We start from the raw sequence: 21,404 nt of genomic DNA on the forward strand, positions 1-21,404 counted from the left end.
ATCCCTTCGAGGAAGCAGACATGACCCAACAAACGCATCGCTCGGGCGCCGCGTCGCTCAGAGGACTCGCCGAGAACCGGATGCTTCTGGACCACCAGGTCATGGACCAGCCCACCCTGGACTGGATCGCCGAGATGCGGCCCGAGGTCGCCGCCGCGCCGCCCACCCTGCCACACCTGCCGCTCATGCTGGTACCGGAAGCCACCTGGTTCGCGCAGCCCCGGTGCGTCGATTCCATCCACGGCGTCCGGCACAACGCCCGCGTCTCGCTGCTCTCGTCGATCCTTGCCCTGGAGTACGGGCTCGACCGCGACCACAGGGCCGCGCTGTGCGCCGCTGCGGCCGTCCACGACTGCCAGCGCCACAACGACCGCGACGACCCCGGCCACGGCCGGCGGGCAACGGCCTGGTTCACCCGCAACCACGCCGCCGTCACCGGCATGATCGGGCGGGAGCTGCCGCAGGACGTCCTCGCGCAGGCCGCCACCGCGATCAGCCTCCACGACGTGCCGTACGAGCGCTTCACCGTGCAGCAGAACCAGCGCTACCAGCGAGCACCGCACCTGATCGACCTGCTCAAGGTCGCCGACTGCCTGGACCGCTACCGGCTCCCCCTCGCCCGCTGGTGGCCCGACCCGTCCCACCTGCGGCTCGTGCCGCCCGACTGGCTCCACGCCACCGCCCACGACCTGGTCGTCCGCAGCGAACAGGCCCGCCTCGACGGCGCCAGCAACCACCGAGCGCTCATCCACGCCCGCCAGATCACCGACCCCGCGCAGTAGGAGGCCAGCCCGTGCATGCCGAGTGGGACAACGCCCACACCGACCACACCACCAACCCCACCCGCCCTGGACCCGCCGGCCTCACCGAGACCGAAGCCGACTGGCGCTCCCACCTCGAACACGAGACCCCCAACGGCTGGCTCCTGCGCGCCAACGCCACGACCGAGTCCCTCGTCTCCGGCCGCCCCATCCACCTGATGCACACCACCGTCGCCCTCGACGCCATCCGCGCCAGCGGCCACCTCTACGCCTCCACCGGCTGCCTCGTCGCCGTCCTCTACTGCGCGCCCCTCACGCCGGAGCTCACCGGCCTGCGCCCCCACAACCTCGGCTCCTACCTACTGGAGACCAAGAAGCACACCCGCACCCTCGTCTTCGAGATCACCCCCGACGCCCCGGTCCCGCCCAAGGGCATCGACTACCTCCGCCTTGGCACCGTCCACCTGCGGACCTACCTCACCCACCGCAGCTTCCTCACCGAGCACGAAGACGCCCAGCTCCGCCAGACGGCCCTGCGACGCATCGAGGCCGCGGCCCTTTTCCTCGACACCCTCCTCGCCAACGCCACCGGAACACCAACGCCGGACACCGACTTCATCGACCAGCTCGCCGCCACCGTTCCGGCGTTCCCGTTCCTCGGTTACCTCTACTTCGAGGTGCTCTCCGAGTACCTGATGCTCCACTCCACCAGCCACGAGACCAAGGCCTACGCACAGCTCGGCGAGATGAACAACCGCCTCTACAAGCAGCTCGCCTTCTCCGCCGTCCAGGGCATGGACAAGCTCTTCGACCTGTCCCGCTTCAACCCAGGACACGACCACCTCCTTGAGTTCATCGGCCAGATCGAGACCGGGCTGACCGCCGGAGTCGCTTACTACGTGCGGGAGCGCCTGTCACATCTGTTCGCTGGCGTAGCGCTCGCCCCGAGCCAGGACGCGACGTCCTTCTCCTTCCATCGCTCGGAGTTCGACGTTCTCGCTGAAACAGCGCCGGGACTGATGGGGCAGCTTGTCTTCCGTGAACTGCGGGTCATCGACCGCTACCCGCAGCTCTACCTCGCTTTCGAACAGGCCAAGGCCCTGGAAGCATGGGCCTACTGGAACACCGAGGGCATCCCGGCACCCTTCAACGGCACCTTCCCGAAGGGCGAGATCGGGATCAACCCGGCCTACCCGCGCGCCAACTGCGTGGTGTGGGTCGCCGAGATCTGCGAGAGGGGTCTCCTGCACCCGGTCGAGCAGCTCGACGTGAAATTCCTCCCGCGACTCGCCGAGTTGTCGATGACCGCTATGCGCAGGGACGAAACGGGGAAGGCAGTGGGGCACCGCCGGTAGCGTGGGATCAGAGTCCTGCTTGGCTTTGCCGTAAGCCGCCGCTCCGAACGGTGGCCCAGCACTTCACCTGGGCCACCCCTGCCCCGCCTTCCCGTCCGCGTCGCCCCAAGCCAGCCATAGACCAAGGGAACAGGTGATCAAGGTGCGTCCCAGCCAGCAGTTGCAGTCCCTCGGTGTCGTCCAGCAGGGTGCCTCTATCCTCAGTCACCCGGCCGAGCCCTTCGACCTCCCGGCCGAACGAGCCGCCGTCCAGGCAGTGACCGACGAGTTGTTCACCGCCGTCGACCGGATCGGACGCGTTCACTCCTTCGCCAAGGGCATGGGCCTCGCCGCCCCGCAGATCGGCATCCCCCGTGCTGCCGCCCTCGTCCTGCCCCCGACCGCGGGCGCCGAGCCGATCATCCTGCTCAACCCCAAGGCCACAGCGGTCTCCGACGAGACCGATGAACAGTACGAGGGCTGCCTCAGCTTCTTCGACGTCCGCGGCATGGTCCCCCGTCCCCTCCGCATGGACGTCACCTCCACCACCCTTCACGGGACCATCACCACCGTCACCTACGAGTTCGGCGTCGCCCGCCTCATCGCCCACGAGGTCGACCACCTCGATGGTCTCCTCTATACCGACCGCATGTGCCCTGACGTCCACCCGATTCCGGTCGAGGAATACCGGGGCACGGGTTCGACCTGGGCCTATTGAGGGCGAACCGTTGTTGGGCGACATTCGACGATCACAGGCAGATACCCGGCGCGGAAGCCGCCGGCAGGAATAGGCTCCCCGTACCATGAACTCCCAGCTTGTTGGAGCCGGCCAGTCTGCAGGGGATCGCTGGCAAAAACACTCCATCATTACCGCAGCCAGGGTTTGAGGTCGAGTCCGGTTGGAGGGGACGGTGGTGGGCCGGCTTGTGGGTCCGATTCCACGGCACGGGCCCACTGGAGCAGGTCCAGGACGAAGCCCATCAAGAGCCGCCGTTGTTCTCTCTCGCTCTCTAGTTCTCGGTCGAGCCGGTCTGTGATCGCGATGAAATCAGCTCGGCGGTTTGAAGAGCGGGACTGGGTCCACGTCAGCAGACCTACCACGAGTGCAGCGCAGGCTGCGGAGAGCGCTCCCAATTCCATGTCATGCCCTCCAGGCCCGCAGCTCAAGCAAGGCGTCCCCCAAAGTCACCTCATACGTGTCGCGGTGTCGACTCAGCCGGGCGCCACTGATGCCTACCAGTGGATGAGTCAAGGCAATTGCGAGATCCTTTGGGTAGGGATATCCCGTCCACTGCAGTTCCCAGGACTTTCCCTCTCCCCATAGCCTTCGTTGCACGCCTTCCCTGAGTGGGAGCCTTTCTTCTCTGCGATCTCCCGGCCGATCCAGCGGGTCCCAATCCCAGCTGGTGGCCCATTTCCCTTTGGGATCTTCCATGGTGTAGCGCGTTACCAAGCCTGCCAACAGTGCTCGGGCGCTGCTAGTCATCTTCGGGATTGCGTCGAGTGCGTGCTGCTCTCGCATTGTCAGCTCATCGTCGAGCGTCAGGTGATCGCGCCAAGGGCTTGCGTCTCCTGCGCTTGAAGGCACTTCTCCAGCCGGGCTGGAAGTGACGACCAGATGTGCCCCTGTCGGGAGGTGCTGCATTACGTAGGTTCGATGGTCGGACTCATGGGTCGACGCTAGGCGCAGGCCAGGGATGCGCAGCGGTGCACCCGGAGAGCGTGTCGGCAGGATCCACGCCGTGACATTATCGGGAGCTCGTGAGTCACTGACGACCAACGCGTCGTCACGAGATGAGATGACTGGATCGTAGGCACTGAGTGTGCTGCACTCCCACCCCATGCCTGCTGGGGAAATCTGCCCCTTATTGAGAAGTGCCAGTGCGAGGAGGGCACGGAATTCTTGCTGTTCTGGCCTTGGCGAGTCCAGACCCAGGTCACCTGATGCTCCGACTCCTGCCAACGCAGCGGTGTAGCTCTCCCCGGTATACCTGCGCCGTACGGAGGCCGCCTTTTGGCGAGTCCGACTGGCCTGCCGATGTTGCACCTGAGACGTAGTGGACTGTGACTGCCGACGTTCTGCTTCAACCCCACGCAGAGCAGTGGTGTATTTGGAACCGCTCAATGAGGCCGAGTGTCGTACCGCACGCTTGCGTGCACTGTTCTGAACCATGCCGTCCTCCGGGGGCGGAGGCGCGCTCCCGCCCGCGCCGGCCCCTCGCAGGGAACGACGATGGCTTACGCGAGCCGGAGGCCCTTGTCCGTCGCAGCCGAGGCAAAAGCGGGAGATGTGCCTGGGCCGGAGTTCGGCGTGCGTACCCGCCGATGGGGGCAGTCTAGCCCAGCGGTGGTGGGCGTAGGAGGCTCTCGTGCACTTGGGCATTGGCCTCCTGGGCCATCGGCTAGCGGGCGCGTTTGCTGATCGAGAACGGATACAACTTCGTCGCGTTTCCTTCGGGCTCGGGTGACGGGTGCTACTCGACCTGGGGCGGCCAAAGTGTTGGTGGTGAGGATGCTCCTATGGATGTCAAGCCGCAGGAGCGAGGTTGGTTTGGGTGATTCGTCGGGTTGGTGTGCTGGTCAGGGCGCGGTAGATCTCGCGGGCGACGAAGCGCTTGAGGCAGCGCATGATGTCCTTCTTGGACAGGCCTTCCTTTGTGCGGCGTTCGACGTAGGCGCGGGTGCGCTCGTCGTAGCGCATGCGGACCAGCACGATGGTGTGCAGGGCGTTGTTCGCCGCCCGGTCGCCGCCGCGGTTGAGTCGGTGGCGGTGGGTGCGGCCGGAGGAAGCCGGGATCGGAGCGACCCCGGCCAGGTGGGCGAAGGCGGCCTCGGAACGCATCCGTTCGGGGTTGTCCCCGGCGGAGGCCAGCAGCTGGCCGGCAGTCTCGGGACCGACGCCGAACAGCGCGAGGAGTTCCGGGGCGGCCTGCTTGAGCATTGGGCCGATCTCGGCGTCGAGTTCGGCGATCTCGTCGTCCAGCGCCTGGTGGCGGCGGGCCAGGCGCCGCAGCGCGGCCTTGGTCGCCGTCAGCGGTGTGGACAGGTCGCCGCCGCAACGCAGGCGGGAAAGGGTGCGTATCAGGACGCTGCGGTCCAGGCCGGCCAGCTGCTCGCGCAGCACCGCTGGAGCGGACACCAGCAGGCCGCGGATCTGGTTCATCGCCTGGGTGCGGGCCTTGACCGCGCTGCGGCGCGTAACGCGCAGGACCCGGACGGCCTCGACCACGCCGTCTCGGCTCTTGGGGATGCCGGTGGCCCGCCCGGAGGCCACCGCCGTGGCGGCGGCGTAGGCGTCGATCGGGTCGGACTTGCCCTTCATCCGGCGGGTCTTGCGGTCCGGCCGGTCGACGTCGACGACCGTCACCCCGGCTGCGGTCAACACTCGGGCGAGCTCGGCGCCGTAGGCGCCCGTCCCTTCGACCCCGACTGCTTTCAGGGTGCCCTGCGAGCGCATCCAGTCCAACAGGGCCCGGTAGCCGACGATGGTGGCGGGGAATTCCTGGTCGGCGAGGTGCCGGCCGAGCGGATCGATCACGGCCGCGTGGTGAGTCAGTCCGTGGGTGTCGACTCCGCCGGTGATCTCCGGGCTGTCGTGCGTCATGCTGGTCATGTCCGTCCTTGCCGCTTGTCCGAGCCGAGGGCGGCACGCGCCGGTCGGGCGGGTGGACAAGACAGTGACGGGGCTTCTGGACCAAGCTCCTATGAAGTCACAGGCGCCCGTCCGGCCGCGTGCGTGGTGACCCCGCTGATGAGCCGACAAATCCAAAACAGGACAGTCCGAGACGTCAGTCAGAGGGCGAGTCAGGCTCATCAGCAGAACCACCAGTCACATCATCACTGCGGTCTCCTAGAGGGGCTGGTGGTCCTCCAGTGAGACTATGACCACCGGTTCGTGTCCGGCGCGAGTGATCACGATCTCCTCGCGGTCGTCCGTGACCGCGTTCAGCACCTCGGCGTAGCGCGCGCGGGAATCCGAGTAGGTCGTCGTCTTCATGGCTCGACTCCTACGTCTGACTCGTGCGGTGACAAGGGTGACCGGGTCGCCGCCCCGGTCAGGGGCGGACGGTGACGGTCAGGGTGCCGTCCGGTGCGGTGGTCACGGTGACGTCGTCGAGGGTGTCGGCGTGGGCGTCCGGCCGGTGGGCGGCGGCGCGGGGGCCGATGCCGACGACGCGGATGCCGGCGGCGCGGGCGGCCGTGATGCCGGCGTCGGAGTCCTCGAAGGCGAGGCAGTCGGCGGGGGCGAAGCCGAGGGCGGCGGCGCCCTTGAGGAAGCCCTCCGGGTCGGGCTTGCTGGCGCCGACGGACTCGGCGGTCACCAGGACGGGCGGCATCGGCAGGCCGGCGGCGCCCATCCGGACCCGGGCGAGCGGTTCGTCGGCGGAGGTGACCAGGGCGTGCGGCAGGCCGTCCAGGGCAGCGAGGAAGGCGCCGGCGCCGGGGATCGGGACGACGCCGTCGGTGTCGGCGCGCTCGGCGGCGAGCATCCGCCGGTTGTCGGCGAGGTTGAGTTCCACCGGGCGGTCGGGCAGCAGTTCGGCCATCGTCGCGTGGCCCTGGCGGCCGTGGGCGACGGCCAGCACGGCGACGGGGTCGAGTCCGTGTTGCTCGGCCCAGCGGTGCCAGCAGCGCTCCACCACGGCGTCGGAGTTGACCAGGGTGCCGTCCATGTCCAGGAGGAGGGCGCGAGCGGTCAGCTGGAGGGGTGTGGCGGGCATGGGGCTGCTCCTCGGGCAAGGAAGGACGAGCTCTTTGTTCCCCGATGATACAAAAGATCAGCCGAGCAGGTGGGCGTTGACCGCGCGGGCCGCCTCGGCGAGCTCCGGCAGCTCCACCACCTCGACCCCGGCCGCCGTCAGCAGGGCCGTGCCCTGGCAGTCGGTGACGAACAGGTCCGGCTCGCGCCAGGCCACCACCACCCGCGGCACGCCCGCCGCGATCAGCAGCCGGGCGCACGGCGCCGGCCGCGAGGCGCGCTGTCCGCACGGTTCGAGCGAGCTGTAGACGGTCGCCCCGCGCAGCCGCGGGTCGCCGGTCGGCAGCTTGCCGAGGGCCGCCTCCTCGGCGTGGTCGTGCGCGTCGCCCTCCCGGCTGTAGCCCTCCGCCAGCACCTCGCCGTCGGCGCCGACGATCACCGCGCCGACCGAGAAGGCCGTCGCGGACGGCGGGCAGCGGCGGGAGAGTTCGACGGCCCGGCGCAGGTGGTCGAGGTCGGCGGTCACAGGACGGACTCCGGTCACGGGGCGGGCTCCTTCGGGGCGTACCTGAGCAGGACGACGTCGTCCACCGTACGTGCCTCCAGCAGGCGCATCCGCCGGGCCGGGCCACCCGGGAACGCGGCCGGGCGGACGAACCGCGGCGCCTCGGCCTGGCCGACCAGCAGCGGGGCGACCGCCAGCTGGAGCTCGTCCGCCAGGCCCTGGGCCAGGAACTGGGTGTGCACGCCGCCGCCGCCCTCGACCATCAGCCGGCGCACCCCGCGCGCGCCCAGGTCGTCCAGCACCGCGCCGAGGTCCACCGCGCCGCCGAGCGCGACCACCTCGGCCAGCCCGTCCAGGCGGGGCCGCAGCACGGTCGCGCCGGCGTCCGTGGTGTAGGCGAGCCGGGCGCCGCCGGTGTGCCAGAAGCGCAGGCCGGCGTCGAGCGCGCCGCTCGCGCTGAGCGTCACCTTCAGCGGGTACTCGGCGCGGCCGTCCGCGAGCCGGGCGGCCCGGCGTGCGGGGTCGTTGACCAGCAGGCGCGGATTGTCGGCGCGCAGCGTGTTGCCGCCGACCAGGACGGCGTCGGCGGCCGCGCGTTCGGCGTCGACCCGGTCGAAGTCGGCCCGGTTGGAGAGCAGCAGGCGGTCGGGGGAGGCGTCGTCGAGGTGGCCGTCGAGGGACATCGCGGCGCTCAGCAGGACGAAGGGGCGCTGGCCGGGCATGGGCGGGGGGACCGTTCTCTCGGGTGCGCCCCACGGTACGGCCGCCGGGGGTGGTGCGGTCGCGGGGTGATCGACAGGTGAGACGAATCTTCTCGGAATGCGGAACGTCCACTAGCGTCGAAGGCGTCGCGGAAACCGACCACTCCCCAGGGGGACACCATGACCGGACAGCAGCCCGACACCGTCTACACCCACGGCTACCAGGAGGCCGTGCTGCGCTCGCACCGCTCCCGGACGGCGGCCGACTCGGCCGCCTACCTGCTGCCCGAACTGCGCCCCGGGCAGGCGCTGCTGGACATCGGCTGCGGGCCCGGCACGATCACCGCCGACCTGGCCGAGCTGGTCGGCCCGGGCGGTCGCGTGGTGGCCGTGGACACCTCCGCCGAGGTGCTGGAGCAGGCCGCCGCGTACGTGGCCGGCCGGGGCCTGTCCAACGTCGTGTTCGAGGTCGCCGATGTCCACGAACTGCCCTATCGAGAGGGTGAGTTCGACGTGGTGCACGCTCACCAGGTGTTGCAGCACGTGGCCGACCCGGTGGCCGCGCTGCGCGAGATGCGCCGGGTCGCGGCGCCGGGCGGTGTGGTCGCGGCCCGGGACGTCGACTACGCGTCGATGACCTGGTTCCCCGAGGCGCCCGCGCTGGACCGCTGGCTGGAGCTGTACGAGCGGATCGCCCGCGCCAACGGCGGTGAGCCGGACGCCGGGCGGCGGCTGCTGTCCTGGGCGCGGGCGGCGGGCTTCACCGACATCGCCGCGACCGCCACCACCTGGACGTACGCGACGCCCGAGCAGCGCGCCTGGTGGGGCGGGATGTGGGCGGACCGGGTGACCGGCTCCGCCATCGGCCGGACGGCGGTGGAGCGGGGTTTCGCGGACCAGGCCGAACTGGCGCGCATCGCGGCCGGCTGGCAGGAGTGGAGCGCCGCCGGGGACGGCTGGTTCTCCATGCTGCACGGCGAGATCCTGGCGCGCGGCTGACCGGGGGCCGGGCCGGCGACGGGCCGGCGACGGGCCGAGGGCGAGGCCGGGCGGCGGGATGGGCGGCGGGGCGGGCGAAACGGTCGCGCGGGCGTTCGGAAAGATCGGGTAAAGTCGCGCGTCCGCTCGTACCAGGGCCGTTCGGGCCCGTCCGGCCCGTTGCCGGAGGGGGCGAGCCGACGAGTCGAGCTGCCGAGTCGATGCCCGTACCGGCGGGCCGGGGGAGTCCACGTGTCCAAGCCTGCGTCCGAGCCGCCCGCGCCGGGGCCGGAGTCGCCCGCGGCCGATCCCCGCACACCGGCCCACGAGGCCGCGCCGGCGAAGCGGGCCGAGCGGGCGGGGCAGTCGGAGCAGGCGGACCAGCCGGAGCAGCAGGCGCAGGCCGGGCAGCCCGAGCCGGTCGCGGTACCCGGACAGCCCGGCCCCGCCGCCCCGTCCGCGCCCGCCCCGTCCGCGCCCGCCCCGCCCGTGCCGCCCCTCCCGCCCGCGCCCGCCAACCCGTGGGCCGCGCCCCTGCCGTCGCAGGCCCCGCCGCAGCCCCCGCCCCCGCCGCTGCCCGCCGGCGGCTGGGCGTCGGTGCCGCCCGCCGCGCAGTCCGGCCTCCAGCCCGGCTTCCCCTACCCCCGGCCCGCCCCCGTCACCAACGGCTTCGCGGTCGCCGCCCTGGTGACCGGCCTGGTCGTGGCGGCGCCGGTGGCCCTGGTGTTCGGCATCATCGCGCTGGTCCAGATCAACCGCCGCAAGGAGCGCGGCTTCGGCATGGCGGTGACCGGTCTGGTGCTCGGCGTGGTCGGCACGGTGCTGCTGTCGCTCGTCGTGGCCGGTTCGACCTTCGAGTCCCCCGATGGCGGCCGGTTCGGCCAGTCCACGAAGGCTCCGGCCGGGTCCGTCCCGTGGGCCGCGCTGAAGTCCGGGGACTGCTACAACACCCCCGACAACGGCAGCCGGGCCGACCCCGAGGGCGGCGACGAGACGCTCTACTGGGTCCGCCGGGTGCCGTGCTCGGCCCCGCACCACGGCGAGGTGGCCGGGACCGCCCGGATCCCGGCGGGCGACGGCCCGTCCTACCCGGGCGAGGCGACGGTCCGCCTGCGGGCCGCCGAACTGTGCCGCACGGTGCTCGACGACTACGCCCTCGACCAGTGGGCGATCCCGGACGGCATGGACGACGTCTACCTCTACCCGACCCGGGGCAACTGGAGGTCCGGCGACCGCTACGTCACCTGCGCGTTCGAGGACCGCGACGGCGAGCACCTGGGGACGGTCCGCACCGACCGGGGCAGCCTGAACCCCGCCCAGCTGGCCTACCTGGAGGCCGTCCGGGGCTTCAACGACGCCTACGCGGAGCAGCCGAGCAAGGGCTTCGCGGACGCGTCGTCCGAGTACCGGACCTGGGCCCGGCGGATGTCCACCGCCTCCCACGCGGAGGCCGCGGCGCTGAACAAGGCGTCGGTGGCGTGGCCGGCCGAGGTCAAGCCGGCGGTCCGCAAGCTGGCCGCGGCCCAGGAGGCGGCCGCCACCGCCTGGGACGCGGCGGCCTCCGGCGACGACCTGGAGGGCGACGTCCGGCGGGCCCGGGCGCTGGTGACCAAGTCGGTGCCGCTCAGCATCGAGATCCGGCGCGGGCTCGGCCTGTCCACCGGCGAGCAGGTGCCCGACCTCCAGGTCTGAGCCGCCGACGGGTCCGGGCCGCCGACGGGTCCGGGCCGCCGACGGGTCCGGGCCGCCGGGCGCGGCCGGGTTACCCGCCGTTAACCGCACCCGTACCTGCCGGTAGCGAGCCGCCCGTAGCGTCGTGGGGGCGGATCCCCGGCCCGACCCCCACGCAGGCCGGGGATACGCTCCCTGCCATGAGCGCCTTTCGGGTGATGCGGCAGGACGACAACGGCAACCGCTTCCTGGTCGCGGCCGGGCTCGACCGTGTCGCGGCGGAGCGGCTGGCGGCCGAGTTCGAGGCCCGCGGCCACAAGCAGCTGTACTGGGTCGAGGCCGAGGCCACCGCTGTGGACGGTGAGGGGCCGGACAGGACCTAAGGTCGGGCCCATGGACAAGGCGAGCGAGAACCCCGTCGAGCCCCGGATCGTCGTCGGCGGCGCCCTCATCCACGGGGGCCGGGTGCTCGCCGCCCGGCGCAGCGCGCCCGCGGCGGTGGCTGGACGCTGGGAGTTCCCGGGCGGGAAGGCCGAACCCGGCGAGACCGAGGCGCAGGCGCTGGAGCGGGAGCTGCTGGAGGAGCTGGGCGTCCGGGCACGGGCGCTGGAGCGGCTGCCGGGCGCGTGGAGCGTCCGGCCGGGTCTGGAGCTGCGCTTCTGGGCGGCCGAGCTGCTGGCCGGCGACCCCCGTCCGCTGGAGGACCACGACGAGCTGCGCTGGCTCGGCCCGGCCGAGCTGGACAGCGTCGACTGGATCGAGCACGACCGCGACGTCCTGCCGCACGTCGCCCGGTTGCTCCATGCATAGGACGGCCTGAGCCGGTGTGCGACGCGCGGGGTACGGGGTAGGTCAATCAGACAAGACGACCCGGCGGCCGGGATAGCCTGGGTTCTGCTGGGTATGTCACTTTTCGGCACTATTCGTCACCATCGGTGAGCCGTCCCAGCCGGCGACGCCGATCCCGACCAGAGCCGGAGGCCCCGTCGGTGTCGAGTACCGGGAACGGCGGCGGAGGAGCACCGCGGACAGGCGCCGCGGGGAGCGCAGCCGCCCGCGCCCGGCTGCGCCGGGGCGCCCGGCCCGCCGCCCCGCAGCCACCGGCCGGCCGCCGCCGGCGGGACGCCGCCGATGCCCCCGAAGCCCCGCGGCCCGACCAGCCGGCGCCGACCCTGGCCGTCCCCGTCTCCGACCCGGGCCCCCAGCCCGGCGTGCGCAGCCGGCCCGCCCGGCCGTTCCCCGGTGGGCCGTCCGACGCCCCGTACGGCGCCGGCGCGCCGGCCGAGGGCAGCCTGCTCGACATGCTGAAGGTCGCCATCGCGATCCTGGACACCGCGGGCCGGGTGGTGCTCTGGAGCCCGGCCGCCGAGGAACTGCTCGGCTGGCCGAACGAGCTGCTGGTCGGCCGCCGGATCGACGAGCTGATCCCCGACCAGGAGCAGGTCGGCCGGATCCGGGCCGCGATCCAGGACACCCTGCGCCACGGCCGCTGGGCCGGCAACGCCGAACTGCGCGACCGGGACGGCGTGCCGATCGCGGTGGACGCCCGGATCTCCCTCCTGGTGGACGGCGACGGCACCCCGTTCCTCCAGGTGAACATGGCCGAGGCGGCCGCCGTCCGGGCCGTCGAGCGCGACCTCGCCGTCCGTGACGCGCTGTTCGAGCAGTCCCCGCTGGGCATCGCGATCATGGACACCGAGCTGCGCTACACCGCCGTCAACCAGACCCTGGCCGAGATGAACGGCGTCGCCCTGGCGGACCACGTCGGCCGGACCACCGGCGAGACCCTGCCCGAGCGGGCCGCCGACGAGGTCACCGCGATCCAGCGCCAGGTGCTGGCCACCGGCGAGCCGGTCATCGACGTCACCCTCGCCTCCCCGGTCACCGCCCGCTCCGGCTACCGCTCGATCTCCTACAGCCGGATGACCGACCGCTCCGGCCGGGTGCTCGGCATCTCCGGCACCGTGATGGACGTGACCGAGCGCTACCGCGCCGTCGCCAAGGTCGAGCACGCCCGGCGCCGGCTCTCGCTGCTCAACGAGTTCGGCTCCCGGGTCGGCGACCTGCTCGACGCCGCCCGGATCGCCCAGGAGCTCGCCAGCTCCGTCGTCCCCCGGCTCACCGACCACTCCGCGGTGATCCTGCTGCAGGCCGTCGCGCACGGTGACGACCTGCCCCGGCACGGCCACGACCGCCGCACCTCGCTGCTCCAGCTCGGCACCGCCTCCGTCCAGGACGGCCCGGAGGTCGAGGTGATGCTCCGCCGCGGCGCCCGGATCACCTTCGCCGAGGACTCCGCCTGCGGCCGGGTGCTGCGCACCGGCGTCCCCGAACTGCTCTCCGGCGCGGACCAGCTCGACGACGTGACGTACCCCGGCGACCCGAAGACGCAGGCCGCCCACGACCTGGGCGTGCACTCCATGCTGGTCGTCCCGCTGCGCGCCCGCGGCATCGTGATCGGTCTGCTGCTGGTCAGCCGGGGCGGCTACCGGGAGGGCTTCGACCGGGACGACCTGGCCTTCACCGTCGAGCTGGCCGACCGGGCCGGCAGCTCGCTGGACAACGCCCGGCTGTACGCCCGCGAGCGCACCGCAGCGCTCACCCTCCAGCGCACCCTGCTCCCGCAGCAGGTCCCGCAGCCCACCGGCGTCGAGGTCGCCTACCGGTACGTGCCCGGCAGCAGCGGCGCCGAGGTCGGCGGAGACTGGTTCGACGTCATCCCGCTGCCCGGCGACCGCACCGCGCTGGTGGTCGGCGACGTGATGGGCCACGGCCTGCGGGCCGCCGCCACCATGGGCCGGCTGCGCACCGCCGTCCGGGTGCTGGCCGCCCTCGACCTGCCGCCGGACGTCCTGCTGCGGCACGTCCACGAGCTGGCCGACGACCTGGCCCAGGGCCCGGACGAGGCGCTGCTCGCCACCTGCGTCTACGCGGTGTTCGACCCGGGGACGGCCAGACTGACCGTCGCCAAGGCCGGGCACATCCCGCCCGTCCTGGTGGTGCCGGGCGAGGAGGGCGGGGAACCGACCCGGACCGGCGGCCCGCTGCGCGGCGGCGCCGGCCGGATCCTCGACCTGCCCTCCGGCGCCCCGCTCGGCGTCGGCGGCGTCCCGTTCGAATCCGTCGAGCTGAAGATCCCCGAGGGCAGCCTGCTCGCCCTCTGCACCGACGGCCTGGTCGAGTCCCGGGACAAGGACCTCGACGTCGGCCTCGGCCGGCTGGTCACCGTGCTCCAGGAGCCGCACGCCTCCATCCAGGCCGCCTGCGAGGCCGTGCTCGACACCATGGAGCAGGGCCGCGAGCCGGACGACGTCGCGCTGCTGCTGGCCCGGCTCGGCCACGGCCAGGCCGGTACCCCGACGGCCGGCTGGACCCTGCCCGCCGAGCCCACCGCCGTCTCCCGGGCCCGCCGGCTGGTCCGCTCCACGCTCGCCGAGTGGGGCGTCGAGGAGCTCACCGACACCGCGGAGCTGCTGGTCAGCGAGCTGGTCACGAACGCCGTCCGGTACGCCAGCGCCCCCATCGGCGTGCGGCTGACGCTCGGTGAGACGCTGCTGGTCGAGATCTCCGACCCGCTGCCCGAGCCGCCCCGGGAGCGGCACGCGGCCGAGGCCGACGAGGGCGGCCGGGGCCTGGAACTGGTCCGCCGCCTGGCGCTGCACTGGGGTGCCCGGGCCGAGGGCATCGGCAAGGTGGTCTGGTTCGAGCAGGCGCTGCCGGGTAGTGAGCCCGAGGAGTCATAGGGAGCGCAGCGGGTCGGGGGCGCGAGCCCGAGCGGGGGCGAGGAGGGCGGGACCGCATATGCCAGCAGGTGGCCGGGGGGAGCGCGCAGCCCGGAAGGGGGCGCGGACGTGGCATTGTGGTTGCGCGGGCGGTAGGACAAAAACCTTCGCCCGATCTGATGTTGTGATGTTGAGGGCGTGTGAACGTACCCCTCGATGATGAATACTCGGTCTTCTCGACATCCGGACGGTCGCGGGTTGGAGGGGTCGGTCCGTTGAACAGCACCCCGGCGCGGAACGCGCCGAGCAGCAGCGGTCATGCTGTCGTGCCCGGGCAGGCCGGTTCACCGCACCTGCCCGCGCCGGCGGACCCGCCCGGCGCCGGCCCCGTGGGCCTCGGTCACCACCCGGGGGCCGCGGACCACCCGTGGGGCGCGGGCGGCCCCGGGTCGATCTACGACTACATCCGGGTCGCCACCTTCACCATCGGCCCCGACGGCCGGATCAGCCAGTGGAGCGAGCGCGCCGCCGAGTTCTTCGGCGTCCCCGCCCCCGACGCCGTCGGCGCCGACCCGATCACCACCTTCGTCCCCCGCGAGCTCTGGCAGCGCGGACGCGCCCGGCTGGAACGCGCCCTGGCCGGCGAGGAGTGGGTCGGCACCACCCCCTACCGGGACGCCGTCGGCGGCGAGGGCCTCGCCGAGCTCTACCTGATGCCCGACAGCGCCCTGCCCACCGCCGGCGCCACCTGCCTGGCCGTCGACCTCGGCCGGCTGCGCCGGGTCGAGACCGACCTCGCCGCCTCCGAGGCCGTCTTCGGGCAGACGCCCACCGGCTTCATCCTGTTCGACGACCGGCTGCGCCTCCAGCGGGTCAACGACGCCTTCGCCTCCGGCATGGGCCTGGCCCCCACCGACCTCGAAGGCCTCACCCCGCACGACCTCTTCCCGCCGTCCGAGGCCGACCGCCTCACCGCCGCCCTGCGCAAGGTCCTCGCCACCGGCGAGCCCGTCTTCGACCTGCGTTTCCACGGCGCCGTCCCCACCCGCGAGGGCAACCGGCTCTGGGCCGTCTCGCTGTACCGCCTCAACGGCGCGGCCGGACAGCCGATCGGCGTCGCCGGGCAGGTCTCCGACGTCACCAGCCGGCACGTCGCCGAGCGCGAGGCCGACGGCGTCCGCCGCAACCTCGCCCTGCTCAACGAGGCCAGCGCGCACATCGGCTCCACCCTCGACCTGGAGACCACCGCCAAGGAACTGCTCGACGTCGTCGTCCCGCCGTTCTGCGACCTCGCCACCGTCGACCTGTACACCGCGCTGCTCTCCGGCGAGACCGTGCCCAGCGCCGGCCGGCTCGGCGACACCGTGCTCACCGACGGCAGCGGCGAACTGCGCCGGGTCGCCGTCTCCAGCGTCATCGGCGGCGCCTCCTCGGTGCTCGGCTCGGTCACCGGCCTGCCCATCGCCGAGGCCGGCGGCACCCTCTGTTACCCGCGACGCTCCCCGCACGCCCGGGCGCTGCGCACCGGCCGCAGCGTCGTCCCCGAGCCCGGGCCCGACCCGCTGCTGCGCTCCACCCTGATCGTCCCGCTGGTCGCCCGCGACCAGGTGCTCGGCCTCGTCCAGCTCTCCCGCGCGATCGGCAGCGAGCCCTTCGACGCCCGCGACGTCGCCATCGCCGAGGAACTCGTCGCCCGCGCCGCCGTCTGCATCGACAACGCTCGGCTCTACCGCCGCGAGCACGAGCGCGCCCTGATCCTCCAGCGCAGCCTGCTGCCCCCGGGCAACCCGGCCGCCAGCGGCCTGGAGATCGCCTGCCGCTACCTGCCCAGCAACAACAACACCGAGGTCGGCGGAGACTGGTTCGACGTCATCCCGCTGCCCGGCAACCGCACCGCCCTGGTCATCGGCGACGTGATGGGTCGCGGCCTGCGCGCCGCCGTCGCCATGGGCCAGCTGCGCACCGCCGTCCGCACCCTCGCCATGCTCGACCTGGAGCCCGGCGAGGTGCTCACCGCCCTCGACGAGATCGCCCGCGGCCTCGGCGGCGACACCGTGCCGGCCGGCCCGCCCACCCCGTACGGCCGGCTCACCTCCGCCGCCGACGAGGAGGCCCGCGAGGTCTACCTGGCCACCTGCGTCTACGCGGTCTACGACGCCGTCACCCGGCGCTGCTGGATCGCCAACGCCGGCCACCTGCCGCCCGTCCTGCTCAGCCCCGGCGAGCCCGCCCGGATGCTCGACGTCCCGCCCGGCCTGCCGCTCGGCGTCGGCGGCGAGCCCTTCGAGGAGGTCGAGCTGACCCTCCCGGACGGCGCCATCCTCGGCCTCTACACGGACGGCCTGGTGGAGAGCCGCAAGCATCAGCTGGACGAGGGCCTGCGCGGCTTCCGCACCGCGCTGTCGGCCAAGGGCAAGGGCCTCGAAGAACTCTGCGAGCACGTCCTCGGCGAGCTCAACCCGCACCACGGCGAGGACGACATCGCCCTGCTGATGGCCAAGGTGCACGCCTTCCCCGAGGACGCCGTCGGCAACTGGTTCCTGCCGCCCGAGCCCACCTCCGTCGCCAAGGCCCGCGAGCTGGCCTGCAGCTGGCTGCTGACCCGCGGCCTGGAGGAGCTCGTGGACACCACCGAGCTGCTGGTCAGCGAACTGGTCACCAACGCGCTCAAGCACGGCCGGGGCGAGATCCGGCTGCGGCTGCTGCGCGATCGCGGCCTGGTCTGCGAGGTCTGGGACGACGGCTACGCCCAGCCCCGGCAGCGGCGCGCCCAGGAGACCGACGAGGGCGGGCGCGGCCTGCAACTGGTCAGCCTGCTGGCCGAGCGCTGGGGCAGCCGGCGGACGCCCAAGGGCAAGATCGTCTGGTTCGAGCTGGGCCTCTAGGCCGGTCGCGGTTCGGCCGTCCGGGTGCAGTCGGCGGGCGGTTCGCCGTGTCGGCCCGCGTCCGGGCGCCCGGACGGCGTTCCATGGCCGCCATGCGCGTCCGCCAGCTCACCTCCGCAGCCGTCGCGCTGCTGCTCGCCGCCGGCCTCGGCGGCTGCTCCGACGGCCCGGATCCGGCCCGTACCCCCGACCCCGCGCCGGCCTCGGCCGACCCCACCTCCGGCACCGGGGACGTCCGGGCCGCGGACCGCACCGCCGTCCGGGGCGGCGGCAGGCTGCGCTGGGCCGTGGACGGCGTCCCGGCCACGCTCAACGTCTACCAGGGCGACGCGACCGCCGACTCGGCACTGCTCGCGCACGCCCTCTACCCCTCGCTGTTCCGGCCCGACGGGCACGGCCGGCTCGTCCCCGATCCGGACTACCTGGCCGGCGCCGAGTCCACCCCGCCCGGGCAGCAGCCGCAGGTCGTCACCTACCGGCTCAACCCGCGCGCGGTCTGGAGCGACGGCACCCCGATCACGGCCGCCGACCTGACCGCCCAGCGGGCCGCCCTCTCCGGCCTCGACCCGGCCTACCAGGGCGGACGCCCGGCCGGGTACGACGCCATCGACGCGATCGCCCAGGGCGCGGACCCGCACGAAGTCCGGGTGACCTTCCGGCGCCCGTATGCCGAATGGCGCTCGCTGTTCGGCCCGCTCTACCCGGCGGCCGAGACGGCCACCCCGGCCGCGTTCAACCGGGCGCTGACCGGCGGAGAGCACCTGAGCGCCGGGCCGTACACCGTCTCCGGGTACGACGCCGCGGGCGGGCAGGTCGTCCTCGCCCGCAACCCGCGGTGGTGGGGGGACCAGCCGAAGACCGACCGGATCGAGTTCATCGCCGCGCCGCCGGAGGGCCGGCTGGACGCGCTCGACCAGAACCGGCTGGACATCGCCCCGCTCACCGCGGCGGTGGACCAGGCGGTGCCCGCGCCCGCCCCCGCCCCGGCCGCCTCCGCCACGCCCACCGCCTCCGCCACACCGACCGCCACCCCGGGCGCCTCCGATACGCCGACCGCCGAGGCGGCGCCCCCGCCCGCCGCACCCGAGGCCGCGGCGCTGGCCCTGCGGCGGGCCGAGGGACTGCACGGCGTCATCGTGCACCGGGCCGTCGGTGCCTCGCTCACCCAGCTCACCCTCAACTCCGCCCACGGCCCGCTCGCCGATCCGGCCCTGCGGCTCGCCCTGACCCGCGCCGTCGACCGGCGGCGGATCGCCGACGCCGCGCTCACCCCGCTCGGCCTGCCCGGCGCCCCGCTGGGCAGCCACCTGCTCGCCGGCGACCAGGACGGCTACCGCGACAACAGTGCGGCCGCCGGCCCGGCCGACGCCGCCCGGCTGTTCGACGAGGCGGGTTGGAAGCGGCCCGACACCGGCGGCACCCGCACCAAGGACGACAAGGAGCTCACCCTCACCCTGCTCGTCCCGGCCGGCTCCGCGACCGCCAAGCGGACCGCCGACGCGCTCACCGCCGACCTCGGCGAGTCCGGTGTCGAGGTGAAGGCCGTGACCGCGTCCGCCGACACCTTCGTCCAGGACCAGCTGGCCGCCGGGGAGTACGACCTCGCCCTGTTCTCCTGGCCCGCCGGCACCAGCCCGGCGAGCGAGCAGCGGCCCGTCTACGCCAAGCCCCGGCCCGACGCCGACGGCACCCTCGACCCCGGCAGCAACTACGCCCGCAGCGGAACCGAGGAGATCGACCGGCTCTTCGACCGCGCCACCGCCGAGCTCGACCCGGCCGCCCGGCTCCGCCTGCTCCAGGAGGCGGACGTGCGGATCTGGCAGCTCGGCCACTCGGTGCCGCTCTACCAGCGGCCCGAGCTGGTCGGCGTCCGGGCGGGCGTCGCGGGCGCCGGGGTCTGGGGGTACGGCTGGCCGCGCTTCCAGGACGTGGGGTGGAGCGCTTGAGCCCGTTCCCCGGGCCCGCCGGAGCCGGTCGGGGAGCGAACACCGGGTGACGAACGGGTGGCCTGCCTGTGATCTTGATCCCGCCCGACCTGCCCGTTTCTGCTCACCTGGGCGCTTCCCCGTACGATAGGAGGAAGCCGGGGCATGTCCGTTGCCACGGCGGGTGGACCGGTAGTAGCAGGCGGAACGGGCGGCGGCGATCCAGAGGGATCGCTGGTCGGCGTCTCGCGGCCGGGCGCCGTAACCCACGATTCCAGGAGAATCCGCTAGGCATGCCCACGCGCAACGACATCCGCAACGTCGCTATCGTCGCCCACGTCGACCACGGCAAGACCACTCTGGTCGACGCCATGCTGAAGCAGGCCGGCGCCTTCGCCGCCCACCAGCACCTGGACGACCGGATGATGGACTCCAACGACCTGGAGCGCGAGAAGGGCATCACCATTCTCGCGAAGAACACCGCCGTCAAGTACCACCCGAAGGATGGTGGCGCGCCCATCACCATCAACATCATCGACACCCCGGGCCACGCCGACTTCGGTGGCGAGGTCGAGCGCGGTCTGTCGATGGTGGACGCGGTCGTCCTGCTGGTCGACGCCTCCGAGGGCCCGCTGCCGCAGACGCGCTTCGTGCTCCGCAAGGCGCTCACCGCCCGGCTGCCCGTCATCCTCTGCATCAACAAGACGGACCGCCCGGACTCCCGGATCGACGAGGTCATCAACGAGACCTACGACCTGTTCCTGGACCTGGACGCCGACGAGGACCAGATCGAGTTCCCGATCGTCTACGCCTGTGCCCGTGACGGCGTCGCCTCGCTGACCAAGCCGGAGAACGGCACCGTCCCGGCCGACAGCACCAGCCTGGAGCCGTTCTTCTCCACCCTGCTGGAGCACGTCCCGGCCCCGACGTACGAGGCTGACGCGCCGCTCCAGGCCCACGTCACCAACCTCGACGCCGACAACTTCCTCGGCCGCATCGCGCTGCTGCGCGTCGAGCAGGGCGAGCTGCGCAAGGGCCAGACCGTGGCCTGGATCAAGCGCGACGGCACCATCTCCAGCGTCCGCATCTCCGAGCTGCTGATGACCGAGGCGCTCACCCGCAAGCCGGCCGAGGTGGCGGGCCCGGGTGACATCTGCGCCGTCGCCGGCATCTCCGAGATCATGATCGGCGAGACCCTCGCCGACCCGGAGAACCCGATCGCGCTGCCGCTGATCACGGTGGACGAGCCGGCCATCTCGATGACCATCGGCACCAACACCTCGCCGCTGGTCGGCCGTGGCGGCAGCGGCAAGGGCGCGGACGCGAAGTCCAGCGGCAAGGTGGACCGCAAGGTCACCGCCCGCCAGGTGAAGGACCGCCTGGACCGCGAGCTGATCGGTAACGTCTCGCTGCGCGTCCTGGAGACCGAGCGCCCGGACGCCTGGGAGGTGCAGGGCCGCGGTGAGCTGGCGCTGGCCATCCTGATCGAGACCATGCGTCGCGAGGGCTTCGAGCTGACCGTCGGCAAGCCGCAGGTCGTCACCAAGGAGGTCAACGGCAAGACCCACGAGCCGGTCGAGCGCCTCACGGTGGACGTGCCGGAGGAGCACATGGGCGCGGTCACGCAGCTCATGGGCGTCCGCAAGGGCCGGATGGACAACATGTCCAACCACGGCTCGGGCTGGGTCCGGATGGAGTTCGTCGTCCCGTCCCGCGGTCTGATCGGCTTCCGGACCGAGTTCCTCACCAGCACCCGCGGCACCGGCATCGCGCACTCGATCCACGAGGGCCACGAGCCGTGGTTCGGCACCCTGACCACCCGCAACAACGGTTCGCTGGTCGCCGACCGGTCCGGCGTGGTCACCGCCTTCGCGATGACCAACCTCCAGGAGCGCGGCGTGCTCTTCTGCGAGCCGGGCACCGAGGTGTACGAGGGCATGATCGTCGGCGAGAACTCGCGCGCCGACGACATGGACGTCAACATCACCAAGGAGAAGAAGCTCACCAACATGCGTTCCTCGAACGCGGACGTGGCCGAGTCGATCGTCCCGCCGCGCAAGCTCTCGCTGGAGCAGTCGCTGGAGTTCTGCCGCGAGGACGAGTGCATCGAGGTGACCCCGGAGACGGTTCGCATCCGTAAGGTCGTCCTCGACGCGAAGGACCGCGGCCGCACCGCCTCGCGCGCCAAGAAGGCGTGATCCGGACGGCTTGACCGGCCTTTGG

13 protein-coding genes and 2 pseudogenes are annotated in these 21,404 nt (G+C 72.7%); 11 read left to right on the forward strand and 4 right to left on the reverse strand.

From position 1 onward, the window contains the following. Positions 1-20 precede the first annotated feature (20 nt). The 3 genes from ACIO9K_RS10440 (at position 21) to ACIO9K_RS10450 (ending at position 2,813) form a co-directional block, all read left to right on the forward strand. Complete coding sequence (locus tag ACIO9K_RS10440; protein ID WP_400328351.1) at positions 21-782, forward strand: hypothetical protein; 762 nt, start codon at positions 21-23, stop codon at positions 780-782. Positions 783-793: 11 nt separating this feature from the next. Beyond that, positions 794-2,116, forward strand: a complete 1,323-nt coding sequence (locus ACIO9K_RS10445; protein WP_400328353.1) for a hypothetical protein — start codon at positions 794-796, stop codon at positions 2,114-2,116. A 142-nt stretch (positions 2,117-2,258) separates the two neighbouring features. Beyond that, on the forward strand, positions 2,259-2,813 hold the full coding sequence (locus ACIO9K_RS10450; RefSeq protein WP_363621394.1) for a peptide deformylase: 555 nt from the start codon (positions 2,259-2,261) through the stop codon (positions 2,811-2,813). A 1,809-nt stretch (positions 2,814-4,622) separates the two neighbouring features. On the opposite strand, the gene ACIO9K_RS10455 is transcribed toward ACIO9K_RS10450, so the two are convergent. The 4 genes and pseudogenes from ACIO9K_RS10455 to ACIO9K_RS10470 form a co-directional block, all read right to left on the reverse strand. Continuing rightward, a complete protein-coding gene (locus ACIO9K_RS10455; RefSeq protein WP_400328355.1) occupies positions 4,623-5,708 on the reverse strand; it encodes an IS110 family transposase in 1,086 nt (361 codons plus the stop codon). 240 nt (positions 5,709-5,948) lie between these two features. Then, a pseudogene (locus ACIO9K_RS10460) lies at positions 5,949-6,092 on the reverse strand (type II toxin-antitoxin system Phd/YefM family antitoxin); the annotation flags it as partial. A gap of 58 nt (positions 6,093-6,150) precedes the next feature. Beyond that, positions 6,151-6,816, reverse strand: coding sequence for an HAD-IA family hydrolase (locus ACIO9K_RS10465; protein ID WP_363629566.1), 666 nt, complete (start codon positions 6,814-6,816; stop codon positions 6,151-6,153). A gap of 57 nt (positions 6,817-6,873) precedes the next feature. Further along, positions 6,874-8,021: pseudogene (locus ACIO9K_RS10470) on the reverse strand (dihydrofolate reductase family protein). 159 nt (positions 8,022-8,180) lie between these two features. Here ACIO9K_RS10470 and ACIO9K_RS10475 point away from each other — a divergent pair. The 8 genes from ACIO9K_RS10475 (at position 8,181) to typA (ending at position 21,379) form a co-directional block, all read left to right on the forward strand. After that, positions 8,181-8,999: a methyltransferase domain-containing protein gene (locus tag ACIO9K_RS10475; RefSeq protein WP_400328357.1), complete on the forward strand. Its 819-nt coding sequence runs from the start codon at positions 8,181-8,183 to the stop codon at positions 8,997-8,999. Positions 9,000-9,230: 231 nt separating this feature from the next. After that, the gene (locus tag ACIO9K_RS10480) at positions 9,231-10,670 is read left to right on the forward strand and encodes a DUF4190 domain-containing protein (RefSeq protein WP_400328359.1); all 1,440 of its coding nucleotides are present in this window, start codon (positions 9,231-9,233) and stop codon (positions 10,668-10,670) included. 179 nt (positions 10,671-10,849) lie between these two features. Beyond that, a complete protein-coding gene (locus tag ACIO9K_RS10485; protein ID WP_400328361.1) occupies positions 10,850-11,032 on the forward strand; it encodes an SPOR domain-containing protein in 183 nt (60 codons plus the stop codon). A 10-nt stretch (positions 11,033-11,042) separates the two neighbouring features. Beyond that, complete coding sequence (locus ACIO9K_RS10490) at positions 11,043-11,459, forward strand: NUDIX domain-containing protein (protein ID WP_363585429.1); 417 nt, start codon at positions 11,043-11,045, stop codon at positions 11,457-11,459. Positions 11,460-11,638: 179 nt separating this feature from the next. Beyond that, positions 11,639-14,392 (forward strand): SpoIIE family protein phosphatase, encoded by a 2,754-nt coding sequence (locus ACIO9K_RS10495; protein ID WP_400328363.1) that lies wholly within the window; start codon positions 11,639-11,641, stop codon positions 14,390-14,392. A 254-nt stretch (positions 14,393-14,646) separates the two neighbouring features. After that, positions 14,647-17,256, forward strand: a complete 2,610-nt coding sequence (locus ACIO9K_RS10500) for a SpoIIE family protein phosphatase (RefSeq protein ID WP_400328365.1) — start codon at positions 14,647-14,649, stop codon at positions 17,254-17,256. Positions 17,257-17,348: 92 nt separating this feature from the next. Then, positions 17,349-19,202, forward strand: a complete 1,854-nt coding sequence (locus ACIO9K_RS10505; protein WP_400328367.1) for an ABC transporter family substrate-binding protein — start codon at positions 17,349-17,351, stop codon at positions 19,200-19,202. A gap of 272 nt (positions 19,203-19,474) precedes the next feature. After that, on the forward strand, positions 19,475-21,379 hold the full coding sequence (typA, locus tag ACIO9K_RS10510) for a translational GTPase TypA (RefSeq protein ID WP_350879930.1): 1,905 nt from the start codon (positions 19,475-19,477) through the stop codon (positions 21,377-21,379). Positions 21,380-21,404: the final 25 nt, after the last annotated feature.

Source organism: Kitasatospora sp. NPDC087271, assembly GCF_044744605.1.
Taxonomy (GTDB): Bacteria; Actinomycetota; Actinomycetes; order Streptomycetales; family Streptomycetaceae; genus Kitasatospora.

What these genes read in the sequence shown, in the direction of transcription:
- ACIO9K_RS10440 (WP_400328351.1), top strand. Translation starts at nt 21, where the DNA reads ATGACCCAACAAACGCATCGCTCGGGCGCCGCGTCGCTCAGAGGACTC.
- ACIO9K_RS10485 (WP_400328361.1), top strand. Translation starts at nt 10,850, where the DNA reads ATGAGCGCCTTTCGGGTGATGCGGCAGGACGACAACGGCAACCGCTTC.
- ACIO9K_RS10475 (WP_400328357.1), top strand. Translation starts at nt 8,181, where the DNA reads ATGACCGGACAGCAGCCCGACACCGTCTACACCCACGGCTACCAGGAG.
- typA (WP_350879930.1), top strand. Translation starts at nt 19,475, where the DNA reads ATGCCCACGCGCAACGACATCCGCAACGTCGCTATCGTCGCCCACGTC.
- ACIO9K_RS10455 (WP_400328355.1), bottom strand. Translation starts at nt 5,708, where the DNA reads ATGACCAGCATGACGCACGACAGCCCGGAGATCACCGGCGGAGTCGAC.
- ACIO9K_RS10490 (WP_363585429.1), top strand. Translation starts at nt 11,043, where the DNA reads ATGGACAAGGCGAGCGAGAACCCCGTCGAGCCCCGGATCGTCGTCGGC.
- ACIO9K_RS10505 (WP_400328367.1), top strand. Translation starts at nt 17,349, where the DNA reads ATGCGCGTCCGCCAGCTCACCTCCGCAGCCGTCGCGCTGCTGCTCGCC.
- ACIO9K_RS10465 (WP_363629566.1), bottom strand. Translation starts at nt 6,816, where the DNA reads ATGCCCGCCACACCCCTCCAGCTGACCGCTCGCGCCCTCCTCCTGGAC.